The organism is Coprococcus comes ATCC 27758, assembly GCF_025149785.1.
Lineage (GTDB): Bacteria > Bacillota > Clostridia > Lachnospirales > Lachnospiraceae > Allocoprococcus > Allocoprococcus comes.
The window spans coordinates 3,184,117-3,198,420 of record NZ_CP102277.1 but is presented as its reverse complement, the minus strand read 5'-3'; the positions used below and the strand labels follow the sequence as shown (position 1 = coordinate 3,198,420).

General features: G+C 42.1%; 9 protein-coding genes. 8 read left to right on the top strand and 1 reads right to left on the bottom strand.

All coding sequences use genetic code 11. The annotated features are described in order from the left end of the window. Positions 1–10: 10 nt before the first annotated feature. The 6 genes from NQ556_RS15595 to NQ556_RS15570 all read left to right on the top strand — a co-directional run bounded on the left by NQ556_RS15595 (position 11) and on the right by NQ556_RS15570 (position 10,387). Positions 11–2,524 carry a hypothetical protein gene (locus tag NQ556_RS15595; protein WP_204575723.1) on the top strand — a complete coding sequence of 838 codons (2,514 nt, stop codon included), beginning with the start codon at positions 11–13 and terminating at the stop codon, positions 2,522–2,524. A gap of 15 nt (positions 2,525–2,539) precedes the next feature. Beyond that, positions 2,540–4,429, top strand: coding sequence for a fructose-bisphosphatase class III (locus NQ556_RS15590; protein WP_008370998.1), 1,890 nt, complete (start codon positions 2,540–2,542; stop codon positions 4,427–4,429). A 1-nt stretch (position 4,430) separates the two neighbouring features. Continuing rightward, positions 4,431–5,654, top strand: a complete 1,224-nt coding sequence (locus NQ556_RS15585) for an ABC transporter substrate-binding protein (RefSeq protein WP_243000058.1) — start codon at positions 4,431–4,433, stop codon at positions 5,652–5,654. Continuing rightward, positions 5,651–7,342 (top strand): sensor histidine kinase, encoded by a 1,692-nt coding sequence (locus NQ556_RS15580; protein WP_008370994.1) that lies wholly within the window; start codon positions 5,651–5,653, stop codon positions 7,340–7,342. Before NQ556_RS15585 ends, NQ556_RS15580 begins: the two co-directional genes overlap by 4 nt. Then, complete coding sequence (locus tag NQ556_RS15575) at positions 7,323–8,849, top strand: response regulator (protein WP_195548961.1); 1,527 nt, start codon at positions 7,323–7,325, stop codon at positions 8,847–8,849. Before NQ556_RS15580 ends, NQ556_RS15575 begins: the two co-directional genes overlap by 20 nt. A gap of 98 nt (positions 8,850–8,947) precedes the next feature. Continuing rightward, complete coding sequence (locus NQ556_RS15570; protein ID WP_022220694.1) at positions 8,948–10,387, top strand: MFS transporter; 1,440 nt, start codon at positions 8,948–8,950, stop codon at positions 10,385–10,387. A 73-nt stretch (positions 10,388–10,460) separates the two neighbouring features. On the opposite strand, the gene NQ556_RS15565 is transcribed toward NQ556_RS15570, so the two are convergent. Beyond that, the gene (locus NQ556_RS15565) at positions 10,461–11,324 is read right to left on the bottom strand and encodes a methionyl aminopeptidase (RefSeq protein ID WP_055249318.1); all 864 of its coding nucleotides are present in this window, start codon (positions 11,322–11,324) and stop codon (positions 10,461–10,463) included. A 306-nt stretch (positions 11,325–11,630) separates the two neighbouring features. Here NQ556_RS15565 and NQ556_RS15560 point away from each other — a divergent pair, with 306 nt between their 5' ends. After that, positions 11,631–12,707, top strand: a complete 1,077-nt coding sequence (locus NQ556_RS15560) for a 6-phosphofructokinase (protein ID WP_008370976.1) — start codon at positions 11,631–11,633, stop codon at positions 12,705–12,707. 14 nt (positions 12,708–12,721) lie between these two features. Beyond that, positions 12,722–14,290 carry a DNA polymerase III subunit gamma/tau gene (dnaX, locus tag NQ556_RS15555; RefSeq protein ID WP_008370974.1) on the top strand — a complete coding sequence of 523 codons (1,569 nt, stop codon included), beginning with the start codon at positions 12,722–12,724 and terminating at the stop codon, positions 14,288–14,290. Positions 14,291–14,304: the final 14 nt, after the last annotated feature.

The window sequence follows — 14,304 nt, the reverse complement described above, 5'->3', positions numbered from 1 at the left end:
TATAATTACAATGTTTAAAAAGATAGCAATAAAGACAGGGGTACTGACTACTGTATTTATTCTTGCAGTTATCGTATCCAGTTATGTGACGAACAGAGGCAACACTGATATGAGTGCAGATATGGGAGGTGCGACACTGCCAAGAATATCCTTTATGACAGAAGGATATGAAGTGAACTCACTGCCGGGATATAAAAGCGATATGACGCTTACTTCAATGCGTGATACACTGACACCCGTCACAAATAACCAGCTGGATATGAACATTGCAAAATATGATAATCAGATCCAGAAGGTTTACTGGCAGGTATATACACTGAATGGGAAAAAATGTATTCAGGAGGGAACCATTAAAGATGTTCAGGATACAGTAACTTTAAATTTCAAGAATACGAAGATCCTGAAAGAAGAGAGGATTTTGAAAGTAACCTTGTACCTGGATAATCAGAATATTTATTTTTATACCAGGATCAAGAATTCGGCAGATTGCAACTATAAGAAAAGCCTGGATTTCGCAAATGATTTCCACAATGCGGCACTCGAAAATCAGGGTGATAAGGTCGAAAGCTATTTGGAAACAGATTCCAGTGAGGACAGCTCCACCTATCAGGAGGTCACACTTGCATCGACACAGTCACAGGTGACATGGGGTTCGCTTGCACCGCAGGTATCGGGAAATGTATACTGGGAAATTAAGGAATGCAATGAGAATTACACATCACTTGTCCTCAAATACCAGGTAAAGTGCACCGGGGATACTGATTATGCTGATCGGCTTTACAGTGTAAAGGAATTCTTCCGGATCCGCACCGGGGAAGATGCACAACAGTATCTGCTTGATTATGATCGCACGATGAATCAGAGATTTGATGGTAAGACAACTGCGCTGAACCAGAAGGGTGTTCTTGTTGGGATTGCGCCGACGGACCTGGAGTATGAGACTAATACAGATGGAACCATTGTAGCATTTATAGAGGATAACCAGCTCTGGCATTATGATAAAAAAGAGGATGAAATGTCACTGGTATTCGGCTTCGCAGATACGGAAAACATGGATGTGCGTACATTATGCGACCTGCATGATATCCGCCTGATTTCAGTAGATGAAAAAGGCAATACCACATTTACTGTAGTGGGTTATATGAATCGCGGTGTACATGAAGGGCAGGTAGGTGTAGCAGTCTATTATTTTGACGCAGAAAAAAATTCCGTTACGGAAAAAGCATTTGTCCCTAGCGAAGACGGATATTATCTGATGAAAGAGGATCTGGGTAAATTTGTATATTACAGCAATTCTGATGAAAATCTTTATGTAATGATAGATGGTACATTGTATCTTGTGAATCTGAAGGACAACACCAGAGAGGTGCTGGTGAAAGATCTGGAGGAAGGGCAGTATCAGGTTTCACCAGACGGACATCTGCTTGCTTACCAGAGTGAGGGCGGAAAGATCAATGAGTCGCAGAAAATTATCGTGCTGAATCTGAAGACGGGCAAATCCTTTGATATTACATCCGAAGGAGACGAATATGTCAAACCGATCGGATTTATCCGGAATGATTTTGCCTATGGCATGCTGCGTGGAAGCGATGCAGGAACCAATATATCCGGACAGAGTGTGTACCCGATGTATAAAGTGGATATCATCACGCAGAAACAGGAGATAGCCAAGACCTATGAGGTACAGGATTTTTACATTCTGGATGGCTATGTGGCAGACAATATGATGACACTTAATCGGGTGAACAGAAATGAGAATACCTATATTTCAACAACGGCAGATTATATTACCAACAATCAGGAGAAGGAAGAGAGCAATATCACAGTTGAGACCTACAATGATGATCTGCGGGGAACTCTGGTTCGTCTTACTTATGAAAATGGGATCAAAGACAGCAAAGCAAAAATTTTAAAACCAAAGCAAGTACTGTTTGATAAACCGATGGTTGTCAGCTTTGACAAACCGAAGGTAAAGAATCAGTATTATGTATATGCACTTGGCAGTCTGCAGGGGGTGTATGAAAAAGCATCTTATGCGATCCAGGAAGCGGAGAAGATAAAAGGTGTGGTCATTTCTTCATCACAGGAATATGTATGGGGGTCCGGAAATACGCCGGATATTTATGAAGTAAATAATATGGATGAGTTCCGGACAGGAGAAGGTGAGAGTACACTTGTAGCGTGCCTGAACCGGATCCTGAAGCTGGAAGGCGCAGAAGATATAAATGCATCAACAGAGCTGGAAAACGGAAAGTCGCCGGCAGAAATCCTGACAGAAGCAACCGGTGGAGAAGGTTTTGATCTGACAGGATGTACACCGGAAGAAATTCAATATACCATCAGTCACGAGACACCGGTCGTTGCCATGTTAAGTGCAGATCATGCAGTACTGGTAATCGGCTATACCAGTGAAAAATATGCTTATATTGATCCGGCTGACGGAGAACGTCATTCGGCTACGCCCGAAGAGATGGCGCAAATGGTAAGCGGCAGCGGAAATGTATTTTTTGGTTATGTAAAATAAATTTGGAGGACGCAAATGAGAGACGAGAAATATTTAGAACTTCTGGCAGAAAAATACCCAACTGAGCAGGCGGTCTGCCGAGAGATTATTAACCTTAAAGCAATCCTCAGCCTGCCAAAAGGGACAGAGCACTTTATGAGTGATCTGCATGGAGAATATGAGGCATTTTGCCATATATTAAATAACTGCTCCGGTGTGATCCGGGAAAAAGTAGATCTGTTGTTTGAAGATACTTTATCAGATCTGGACCGGGAAGAAATCTGTACGCTGATCTATTATCCAGTTGAAAAGCTTGCAATGATAAAAAAGGAAGGAAAAAATAATGAAGAGTGGTATCGTGTGATCTTAGGAGAACTAATCGATATCGCAAGATTATTTTCATCCAAATACACCCGCTCAAAAGTAAGAAAAGCGATGCCGAAGGAATATGCCTATATTCTGGATGAACTGATCCATGTACAGAAGGATGAAGATGATAATCAGCTGGTGTATCACCGCAATATCCTGAATACGCTCCTTGAACTACAGAATGCAGATGAATTTATCGAGGTGCTTGCCGGATTGATTAAACGGCTGGCAGTCGATCATCTACATATTGTCGGAGATATTTTTGACAGAGGTCCTTGTGCAGACCGGATCATGGATTTGCTTACGACTTATCACTCCATTGATATTGAATGGGGTAATCATGATATCCTGTGGATGGGGGCAGCGGCAGGAAGCAGAGCCTGCATCGCAACAGTTATCCGTAACAATCTGAAATATGATAATATGAAGATCATGGAGAATAGCTATGGGATCAGTCTGCGAAATCTGACCTTATTTGCAGAAAAGATATACCCGCAGATCGATCCGATGGAAGCGGCACTGAAAGCAATTTCTGTACTTCTTTTTAAGCTGGAAGGCCAGGTGATCCTGCGTAATCCGGATTACAAGATGGAAGATAAATTGCTGCTTCATAAAGTGGATGTGAAACGTCAGGTTGTTGAAATTGGCGGAAAAGAATATAAGATCAAGAAGGAAGAATTTCCAACTGTAAGTTTTGCAGCTGAAAGTGTGGAAGAAGTCTATCAGCTGACCGAAGAGGAAGAAAATGTAATGGAAGGTCTTCAGATGGCTTTTGTGAACAGTATCCGTCTGCGACAGCATATAGATTTCCTGTATAAAAAAGGAAGTATGTACCGGATTTTCAACGATAATCTTCTGTATCACGGCTGTGTGCCGCTGGATGAGAGCGGAAACTTTGACGGCGTTGTATTTGGGAAGAGATGCTATCGAGGAAGAGAATATCTGGACTATGCAGAGCATGTTGCCAGAAGAGCCTGGTCGAAGGAGGCGAAAGAAAAAGACAGAGACTTTATGTGGTATCTGTGGTGCGGAAGAAAGTCTCCACTTTCCGGAAGAAATACGAAAACCTTTGAGCGTACTTATGTGCTGGATGAGTCGACATGGTATGAAGAATCAAATCCATATTATAAATTTTACGAAGAAGAAAAGGTCTGCAATATGATTCTGCATGAGTTTGGTCTTTATTCCGAGCGTGCTCATATCATTAATGGGCATACACCGGTCAGAACTTCAAAAGGAGAGCATCCGGTCCGTGCGAATGGAAAATTAATGGTCATTGATGGAGGTTTCTGCAAGAGCTACCATAAGACTACCGGAATTGCCGGGTATACACTGATCTTCAATTCCCATGGTATCCGGATCAAATCCCACCAGCCTTTCCTGAGTGTGTATGCGGCACTTACGGAAAATAAGGATATCGAGTCAAAATCAGAACTGGTCGAGACCGAAAAAGAACGTTTGATGGTGCGGGATACAGATAGCGGAAAGAAGATCAAGGAGGATATTGAGGCACTTAAAATGCTGCTCCGTGCATACCGTGAAGGGGAGTTGGAATAGAGTGAAAAAGATTTTTGCATGCGCTTTATGTGTTGTCATGACAGTTAGTTTATGCAGCTGTGCAGGATGCCGGAAAAAGGAAGAAACAAAAGCGAAAGAGAAAGAAACCATTGAATTATGGCATTACTGGGATATACCGGATAATCAGAGACATCTGGAAGAGCTGGTAGAGCAGTTTAATAAGATGCAGGAGGATATTGAGATAGAAGTATCTTATATTCCGGATGAAGATTTTAAAAAACAGCTTGCCCTGGCGATGTCGGAAGAAAAGATGCCGGATATTGCCGTAGTGGATTCCTCGGACTTTCAATTTCTACATCATATGAAAGCGTTTGCTGATCTTACAGATGCTATTCCGGAATTAAAGGAATATAACGAAAAAGCATTGGAACCATGTACGATAGATGGAAGAATTTATGGGCAGCCTTTTGGTGTGAACTGTACAGGGATGTTCTATAATAAAAAACTCCTGGAAGAAAATGGATGCGAAGTTCCGGAAAGCTGGGAAGAATTTCAAGAGACAGCGGCGAAGATCAGCAATGAAGATGTAAAAGGGTTTGCGATCACTGCTTTACAGACAGAAGAAAGTATGTATGAATTTCTGCCGATCTTATGGTCAATGGGAGGGGACGTGTATAGAATTGCAGAAGAAAACAGTAAAAAAGCATTTCTTCTGCTGGATCAGATGGAAAAAGAAGGAAGTCTGAGTCTGCAGAGCATTTCTCTTACCATGGGAGATCTGACAAATCAGTTTCTAAAAGGAAAAATTGGGATCATGTTCAATTCCTCTATGGCGATTGACAGTATCAGGGAAGGAAATCCGGATCTGGAATTCGGTGTTGCACCGATTCCGGGAGGAGAGACATCGGTTTCGGTAGCCGGAGGAGAAATTCTGGCAGTAGCGGAGAATGAAAAGAAAGAGTATGCAATCCGTTTTTTAAAGTTTCTGGCAGATAAAGACCGAATGAAAGAATATATTGATGCATTTGGTTTTCTTGCACCGCGTCAGGATATTATGGAACAACAATTTGCCGAAGATCCGGAAAAGAGAACATTTATAAAAATGTATAAGGCTGCCGGGATTCGTGAGATTTCTCCGGAATGGCCACGGATTTCCCTGACTCTTTCCGATACTCTGAGACAGATACTGGTGGAGGAAGAGGATCCGCAGACAATATTGAATAAAAGTGCAGAAAAGATAGAGAAAATCGGAGCAGAGAAATGAAAAAGAAAAATCTGAGACAGATTCTGATTCCTGCATTTATTATTACGGCATGCATTCCAATCACTATTTTTACAGTGATATCGCAGGCACGTCTGAAAAAAAGCACCCTTGATAATATGAACAATCAGGCAGAGGCAGATCTTCAGAAGTCAAATCAGTGTCTGAATATGACATTGGATAAGTATGAGACGATTCTGTATGATATTACTACGGCTGAAGACTTTTTAAATCTTGCGGTTACCGCGAAAGAATCTGCTGATATTATGGAGACAGATGCCTATAATATGCGAAGTGAATTTTCACATATCTGTAACAGAAATCAGGGTGTGGACGGGATTCAGCTGGTATTGGCAGATAGAAAAAGAATCTTTTATGACAGGCTTTCTTCTTCTTCGGTGAACAGTTCCTGGATTGAAAAGGTTGCAGTTCCGGAGACAGAAGAGATGCTGTCTTATACGATGGATCAAGAGAATGAAAATCCGGAAAGGATGTTTCATATCAGCCGTAAGGTAGTAAATTACTGGGATATCAGTGAAGATCTGGGAGAAGTGATTCTGTCAGTCGATGCAGATGAACTGAGTTCCGTGCTGGATGTTGGAAAAGGATCGGAAATATATCTGATAGATGACGGAAGGATCGTCGGAGCGGAAAATGAAAAATTACTGGGCAGGACGGAAGATATTTTAGAGACGAAAAGGGTCAGTCAAAAATCCATTACAAATACCCGGAGCGGCTGGAAAATCGTATTGTGCCAGTCGCTGAGTGAATATCAGAGAGCAATCAGAGAACAGATCGTATTCTGGCTGCTGCTGGCAGTGGCAGTGCTGCTTGTTTTTGTATTTCTGATCTATAAAGTTACAGAACCGGTCATGGTATCGGTAAATGAGATTGTAGATGCGATGAAAAATCTGGAGAAAGATAATTTCAGGGAGAAGCTTGCAATCAAAGAAAATGACAGTATAGAAATACAGAAGATATCGGAAGGCTTCAATGATATGACTGAACGAATCTATCATTTGATCGGTCAGGTGAAACAATCTGCATTGGAGCAGAAGAATGCAGAAATCTCAGCGTTGGAGGCACAGATCGATCCTCATTTTCTATATAATATCCTGGATACCATCAACTGGAAAGCCATTGAAAATGAGCAGTATGAAATCAGTGAGATGTTAGTGGCGCTTGCCGAAATCCTGCGTTATGCCATTAATGATGCAGGGGAACTGACAACGATCGAAGCGGAAAAGGTATGGCTGGAAAAGTATATTCTTCTGCAGCAGGAAAAATTAGGAGAAAAAATCGAGCTGATATTTAAAATACCGGAGGAATTGGAAACTTATAAAATTCATAAAATGCTGCTTCAGCCTTTTGTGGAAAATGCGATCAAGTACAGTTTCCGCGGATGTAAGGGCGAACACCGGCTTACCATCGAAGCTGCGAAGGCAGAAGAACAATTACATCTGATCATTGTAAATAATGGGCAGTGTATTGAGAAAGTCAGATTAAAAGAACTCAATGAAGGAACGAAGATAAAGAATCATCTCGGAATTTCCAATGTGAGAAAGCGGTTGGAACTCTATTACGGAGAAGATACAGCAGTTTATTTTGAAAATATTCTTTCGGGTGGCGTGAAAGTACATTTATTTATTCCGATACAGGGAGGAAATGACGATGCGGATAGCAGTCATTGAAGACGAGAGACCGATTCGTGAGGGGCTTGTACATATTTTGAATAAAATCAGTCCGGAATACCAGGTGGTAGGAAGCGCGGAAAATGGGCGAGAAGGTTTAATTCTTCTTGAAGAACAGGATCCGGATCTGATCCTGCTTGATATCCAGATGCCGGATATGAACGGTCTGCAGATGTTAAAAGAAGCAAGAGAAAGAGGAAGTATGACTAAGGTTGTGATTCTTACGGCATACTCTGACTTTGATTATGCAAAAAAGGCAATTGCACTCGGAATAGAAAATTATCTGCTAAAGCCGGTTAATCTTACGGAACTGAAGAACACCCTTTCTAAAATCAAGGAAGAGATATTCGTAGAACAGAGAGGGAAAAATTCTCTTTCACTTGAAACGGTCATAAAAGATGCGTTAGAAGGCGAGTATGAAGAGGATTCTAGGTTAGAGGAGACGCTTTTGGAGAAATATGGTTTCTCCGGCAGAAAACAAATTTACTGTATGTATCTTTTTATGGGAAAGTATTATGATTCCGAACAAAAGGAAGCAGAGCTTTTTTTAGAAGAATTCCGGGAACATAATCCGGACAAAAAAATGTGCTGGTTATGGAGAGAGAAGAGGCAGTCTGTTTTTATCTGTTTTTATGATGTGAAAGCAAAAAAAAATTTTATACAGTATTTGAAGCAATCGGTAGTACCGGCTTTTTCTATGAGAATCCATGATCATGGGGCATTTGCGGGAAAAGAGTGTCAAGGGTTGGGAGAACTGGCGGAGATTGAAAATGCGCTGACCGAAGCATGCGGATGGCATTTAATACTTGGCAACCGGGTATTGATCAAGTGCAAAAAAATCGCGCAACTGAGGACAAATCGTTTTACTTATCCGGCAGATCTGGAGAATCAGGCAAGGAGTGCGGTAATCCATCTGGATTATCCTGCGTTTACCCGGTGCTTTCAGCAATTTATGGAGGCAGGATTACGTGAAGTCCACAGCCCGCAGGAAATCAGAGAGGTTTGTATCCGTTTTGCTTACGCTGTGATCAATACGGCAAAAGAGTGTGGAACATTACGGGATGAAGATCTGCTTGTCCAAAAAATATTACATACGATTTTAAATGCTGTTTTCTGGGAAGAAATCATGGATGCAATGCTGGAATTATTTGTCTGCATAGAAAATGATGAAAAAAAACAGACTTCGGCAGAGCTTCTGGTACAGAAAGCTCTTTCTATTATTAAAGAATGCTACAGTGACGGAATTAATCTGGAGGAAACAGCCAGGAGACTGCATGTTACCGAACAGTATCTGGGTACACAGTTAAAAAAAGAAACAGGCTCTTCTTTTACGGAGATCATAAGGCGATATAAAATCGCACATGTAAAACAATTACTTCTGGATACGGAATTAAAGCTGAATCAGATTGCTTCAATGGCAGGTTTTTCGGATCCCAAGTACATGAGTAAGGTGTTTAAACAGGAAGTAGGGATGCTTCCGAACGAATATCGGAGGATGAATACATAATCAGTTTGTAAAATTCCTCTTTTTATAAAAAATTTCTCCTTTTTAAAAATCTGAATTTGCTATAGTAGGTTCAGAAATTGAGAAGAGGAGGAAGTAAGATGGAAGCAGCCGAAAAAATTTCCGTCGGAGTAATTAAAGAAAAAACAAAAAGTAAAGCAGTCAAAAAAGAAGCAGAAGGTATGCGGGTTTCCACCAGAGAAAAAGTCTGTTACGGAGTTGGTGATATCGGAGCAAACCTTGTGTGGACAACGGTAGCTTCATTCCTGACGATTTACTGTACAGATGTGGCAGGAATTGCAGCAGGAGTAGTCGGAACCCTGATGCTGATCGCAAGATTGTTTGATGGAGTATCCGATCTTTTTATGGGTGTTATTATCGATAAGACAAATACCAGATGGGGAAAGGCTCGTCCGTGGGTATTATGGAGTGCACCTCCGCTTGTTGTCAGTCTGATTATGATTTTTACAGTTCCGAATATCGGAGCAAACGGAAAAGCAATTTATATGCTGCTTGTATATATTTTCCTTGCAGCAGTTTGTTTTACTGCATCAAATCTTTCTTACAATACCATGCTTTCGCTGGTAACAACCGAGCAGCATGACCGAAATGTAATGAATACAATCCGGTTTGAATTTACAATGATCGCACAGCTGGTAATCAATGTGATTACGATTCCGCTGGTACATTTCCTTGGAAACGGCCAGAAGGGCTGGACCTGCATGAGTATTATTTATGCGATCGTAGCACTTGGAATGTTTATTACAACATTTGCCGGAACAAAAGAAAGATATAAACCGATCAAACCGGAAGTGACTGAAAAGAAGAAAAAACACCCGATTAAGACTATTAAAATTCTTTGCAGCAATAAATACTTTATTCTGATCACATTAGCATTTGCAATTATTTATACATCACTCGGACTTACCGGTGGATCAAGAATTTATTATGCAAAATATGTACTTGGCAATGAGATGATCAACAGTACAATGACATTATTTAACTATATCCCAACGATCCTTACGATCATGCTGATCCCTATTTTTGCAAAAAAATTTGGAAAGATCAAAGCATTATTTGTGGGCTTCCTGTTCTATGGAGCAGGACTTATTCTTGAAATTGCAGGACCGGTCAATCTTCCGATGATTTATGGAGGACTGGTTTTACAGGGAATTGGTCATGCGGCATTGTATTCCTGCCTGTTCGCAATTGTTGGAGACGTAGTGGATTACAGTGAATGGAAAGACGGAATCCGAGAAGAAGGACTTACTTACAGTGTAACCAGCTTTGGACAGAAAATCGGAACAGGTCTTGGGACAGCAGCACTTGGATGGATCCTTGCGGCAGGAAATTATAATGGAACGGCAGCTGTTCAGCCGGACAGTGCGATCTTTGCAATTAAGAGTCTGTTCTTATATCTGCCACTGGCTATCACAGTCGTTGTTTTAATCATCTGGTATTTATTTATGGGAATCGATAAGGTATATCCGACAGTCAGAAAAGAACTGGATGAACGTAGAAAAAACGCAAAACAGAATTAGAAATATAAGATAAATAGTAATAGTAAAAGGATCGGATGGCAGTTCGCCATCCGGTCCTTTTTGTAATAGAAAATTATTTTGTCATAACGACAGCGCCATCATCCGTAATGCGGACCATGTATTCTACCTGAGCAGAAAGTCCGTCATCTTCGGTATAAACCGTCCAGTCATTGTCTTCATCAACAAAGAATTCCGGACTGCCTTCGTTAATCATCGGTTCGATGGTAAAGATCATTCCCGGAACCAGAAGCATTTCGCTTCCCTTTGGTGTAACATAGCTTACCCAAGGTTCTTCGTGGAATTCAAGACCAACACCATGTCCGCCGATTTCCTCTACGACAGAATAGCCATTTGCTTTTGCATGTGAATTGATCGCATCTGCAATGTCTCCGAGATGGTTCCATGGTTTTGCCTGCGCAAGTCCAAGTTCGACACATTCCTGTGTGACACGAACCAGTTTTTCGGCACGTTCGCTGACCTTGCCGATCATAAACATACGGGATGCATCTGAGAAATATCCGTCCAGAATGGTAGATACATCCACATTGATGATATCGCCTTCTTCCAGAATAATATTTTCATCCGGAATACCATGGCAGATCTCGTTGTTAATAGAAGTACACACACTCTTTGGGAATCCCTGATAATTAAGCGGTGCCGGGATTCCGCCGTGTTCGGTTGTATAGTCATAAACTAATTTATCAATTTCGGCTGTACTCATGCCTGCGTGGATATGGGCAGCTACATGATCAAGTACGGCAGTATTGAGATCTGCACTTTTCTGGATTCCTTCAATCTGAGGAATGGTCTTGAGCATATCTCTTGTCGGAACGATTTCTCCTTTATCGGCATGATATGCGATCTTTTCTTCGATCATAAGATGACATTTTTTGTATTTTTTTCCGCTGCCACACCAGCACAATTCATTTCTTTCCATGAGAATACCTGACTTTCTTTTATAAATTTTTACGTGCAGAGTCTGATGTGATCACAAAAAATCAGATGTATGCCTGCACTAACTGTTTCACTTCTATAATATATCCATTCCGGAACAAAAAGTCAATCTGTGCTGTGCATTTCGCCAGATGTGATTCAAAATGACAGACCAGGATGCGGTATGTATCGGTTTTGAAGCAGAACTATTGCTTGTATAGGACTCGGGAATCGGTTATAATACAAAGGGATTATAACTGAAAATAACAGACTGATCTGGAAAAGATGAACAGGGAAAGGATGGACAATTATGTTTAGAATTGGAATGCTTACCAGTGGTGGGGATTGTCAGGCACTGAACGCGGCCATGCGAGGTGTTGTAAAAGGACTTTGTTCAAAACGAAACGATGTGGAAATTTATGGATTTCAGGATGGATATAAAGGACTTATTTATTCGAACTTTGAGATGCTGACAGCAAAAGATTTTTCGGGAATACTGACGATGGGTGGAACAATCCTCGGAACATCCAGACAGCCGTTTAAACTGATGCGCGTACCTGGACCGGATGGGATCGATAAGGTCGAAGCGATGAAGCATACTTATCATAAGTTGAACCTGAATTGCCTGGTAGTACTGGGAGGAAATGGAACACATAAGACTGCGAATCTGTTAAGAGAAGAAGGACTGAATGTGATTACACTTCCGAAGACGATCGACAACGATCTGTGGGGAACAGATATGACATTTGGCTTTCAGAGTGCGGTAGATATCGCAACGGAAGCAATTGACAGAATCCATACAACTGCAACTTCACACAGCCGTGTATTTATTGTAGAGGTTATGGGGCATAAAGTAGGATGGGTAACACTTCATGCCGGAATCGCAGGCGGAGCAGATATTATTCTTCTCCCGGAGATCCCGTATGATGTGGATAACGTAGTGCGTGCGATCAAGAGCCGTACAGAGGCAGGAAAGCATTTTACGATCATCGCGGTTGCAGAAGGCGCGATCACAAAAGAAGATGCAGCCCTTCCGAAGAAAAAATTAAAAGAAAAACAGGAAAAGAAGGGCTATCCGTCTGTGGCATATGAGCTTGCAGAGAAGATCCAGAACCGTATGGATCAGGAGGTTCGTATCACAGTGCCGGGACATACGCAGAGAGGTGGAAGCCCGTGTCCGTATGACCGTGTGCTTGCAACCAGACTTGGAGCAGCAGCAGCAGACCTGATCTTAAAAGAGGACTACGGATATATGGTAGGAATCAAGAACGGCAACATCCGCAAGGTTCCGCTTGGAGAGGTTGCCGGAAAGCTGAAGATGGTAGATCCGAAAGCGGATATCATCAAAGAAGCCAAGATTGTCGGAATCAGTTTTGGCGATGAGTAAAGGAGTAATTTAACATGTCATATACTGCCCTGTATCGTAAATTCCGTCCTGCGGAATTTGAAGACGTAAAAGGACAAGATCATATTATCACAACGCTGAAGAATCAGATAAAGGCGGACAGGATCGGACATGCATATCTGTTCTGCGGCACAAGAGGAACCGGAAAGACAACAGTAGCGAAGATTTTTGCAAAGGCAGTCAATTGCGAGCATCCGGTAGACGGAAGTCCCTGCGGGGAATGTACCATGTGCAAAAATATTGCAGCCGGTACTTCCATGAACGTCATTGAGATCGATGCGGCTTCCAACAACGGTGTGGACAATATCCGTGAGATCAGGGAAGAGGTATCCTACCGTCCGACGGAGGGAAGATATAAGGTGTATATCATCGATGAGGTGCATATGCTTTCAATAGGTGCATTTAATGCTCTGTTAAAGACTTTGGAAGAACCCCCGGAATATGTAATCTTTATTCTTGCAACGACAGAGGCACATAAGATTCCGATCACGATTTTATCCAGATGCCAGCGCTACGATTTCAAGCGTATTACGATCGATACGATCGCAGCGCGGTTGGATGAACTGATGAAAAAAGAACAAGTTGAGGTAGAAGAAAAAGCAATCCGCTATATTGCGAAAGCGGCGGACGGATCCATGCGAGATGCACTAAGTCTTCTGGATCAGTGCATTGCGTTTTACCTCGGACAGAAGCTGACCTACGATCATGTTCTTGAGGTTCTTGGCGCGGTGGATACGGATGTATTCAGCCGGCTTCTCAGACAGATCATCAGCCAGGATGTGGGAAAGGTACTTGCTACCGTAGAAGAGCTTGTGATGCAGGGAAGAGAACTGACGCAGCTTGCGGCAGATTTTACCTGGTATCTGCGCAACCTTCTTCTGGTGAAGACTTCGGATAATATGGAAGATGTGCTGGATGTATCGACGGAGAATCTGGCGCAGCTGAAAGAGGAAGCACAGATGATCGAATCCGGGGTGCTGCTCCGGTATATCCGTATTTTTTCCGAGCTGACAAATCAGCTCAAATACGCAACACAGAAAAGAGTGCTTCTGGAAGTAACACTGATCAAGCTTTGCAAACCGCAGATGGAGAGTACGAAGGACAGTCTTCTGGACCGGATCCGTGCACTGGAAAAACAGGTAGAAGAAGGAAGTTTTGCAGTTGCGCAGCCACAGGAGAGGGTTGTTTATGTAAATGGTGAAGCACCGAAGCCACAGCCAAAACCGCAGCTTCCGAAAGCACTGAAGGAAGATGTAAAGCAGGTGACATCCAATTTCCGGAAGATTGCAAACGAAGCATCAGGAATGCTTAGAGGCTATCTGAAGCAGGCAAGACTCAGCGTGGACAATCAGGACAGACTTCTGATCGTTCTGCCGGATGAGATCAGCGCCAGCGTGGTAGGAAGCGAAGAACATAAGCAGGAATTAAAAGATCTGATTGAGAAAAAAATCGGCAAGACTGTGGAGATTGATGTGCGTCAGGTGGAGAACGGACGCCATTTTGAAGACAGTTTTGTGGATATAGAAAAAGTGATCAATATGGAGATCACGATTGAAGATGAATAATAATTAGGAGGATT

Bases quoted from the DNA above. Each gene is read 5' to 3' on its own strand.
- NQ556_RS15595 (WP_204575723.1), top strand. From the start codon at position 11: ATGTTTAAAAAGATAGCAATAAAGACAGGGGTACTGACTACTGTATTT.
- NQ556_RS15590 (WP_008370998.1), top strand. From the start codon at position 2,540: ATGAGAGACGAGAAATATTTAGAACTTCTGGCAGAAAAATACCCAACT.
- NQ556_RS15580 (WP_008370994.1), top strand. From the start codon at position 5,651: ATGAAAAAGAAAAATCTGAGACAGATTCTGATTCCTGCATTTATTATT.
- NQ556_RS15575 (WP_195548961.1), top strand. From the start codon at position 7,323: ATGCGGATAGCAGTCATTGAAGACGAGAGACCGATTCGTGAGGGGCTT.
- NQ556_RS15570 (WP_022220694.1), top strand. From the start codon at position 8,948: ATGGAAGCAGCCGAAAAAATTTCCGTCGGAGTAATTAAAGAAAAAACA.
- NQ556_RS15565 (WP_055249318.1), bottom strand. From the start codon at position 11,324: ATGGAAAGAAATGAATTGTGCTGGTGTGGCAGCGGAAAAAAATACAAA.
- NQ556_RS15560 (WP_008370976.1), top strand. From the start codon at position 11,631: ATGTTTAGAATTGGAATGCTTACCAGTGGTGGGGATTGTCAGGCACTG.
- dnaX (WP_008370974.1), top strand. From the start codon at position 12,722: ATGTCATATACTGCCCTGTATCGTAAATTCCGTCCTGCGGAATTTGAA.